Annotated in this window: 1 pseudogene; it reads right to left on the reverse strand. The window is 58.4% G+C overall.

Annotated features, from left to right (window positions below):
* Positions 1–787, reverse strand: a pseudogene (locus tag FVW27_RS21310) (hypothetical protein); the annotation flags it as partial.

Here is a 787-nt window from a genome sequence, read left to right on the forward strand (position 1 = left end):
TCCTCCTTGAGCATCGTCTGGTCCAGCGTACTTCTGCCCGGTACGGCTGCTGTCTTGAACCGGTAGTTGCCCGCTGCTATCCAGCCCGATGATTGAGAGGACGCAGCGCTTGTCAGGCGGTGCCATGCGCTGCGCAGGGTGTCCTCCATCTCTGCGATGTCCCCTTCCAGAGATCGCTTCCGTTCCTTCAGCTGTGTCAGTTGGGCAAGATACTCGGCGTACTCATCGTCGAGGGCGATAGGTTCGCCGTCTTGGCATACGGGCTTGAACTTGGGGCAATCGCCGTTGGCATCGCACCAGTCGCATAGAGGATGAAAGCCTTGGCATGTCGGCACGTCATCGAATGACAAACTGCCCGTGGCCACGGTCTGCATGGTTTGCCAAAGGGTAGCGGCTGTGCGCAGGCAGACTCCAAGCATGTTCCGATCAGGTGGATAAGGCCCGAAGGCCTTGGCGTCCGACATGGCAACGGAAAGCACGTAGCCTTCGATGGCAATTTGCTCGGGCGAGTCTGGCAGATCGATCTGAAACAGCTGGTATGCAGCTTCCGGAAAGGTCTTGCGACTGAGGACGAGGTGGCCGGATGCGTCCCGCACGCTGAAGCACGGTCGATTCCAACAGGCATGCAACAAGCCTATTTGGCCGTAGAGCTGTACCTCATTGGCTGTATAGAGGGTTTCAGGCAGGCGCTGGTTGCTCTTGAGCTCCCAGACCTGAATGCAGGGGTGTGGGTTCGATCGTATAAGCGTGAGGTCGAGATGCGCTCTGATCGGGACGCCATGGAAGG

The organism is Nitratidesulfovibrio liaohensis, from assembly GCF_011682075.1.
In the GTDB taxonomy this organism is placed as follows: Bacteria; Desulfobacterota; Desulfovibrionia; order Desulfovibrionales; family Desulfovibrionaceae; genus Cupidesulfovibrio; species Cupidesulfovibrio liaohensis.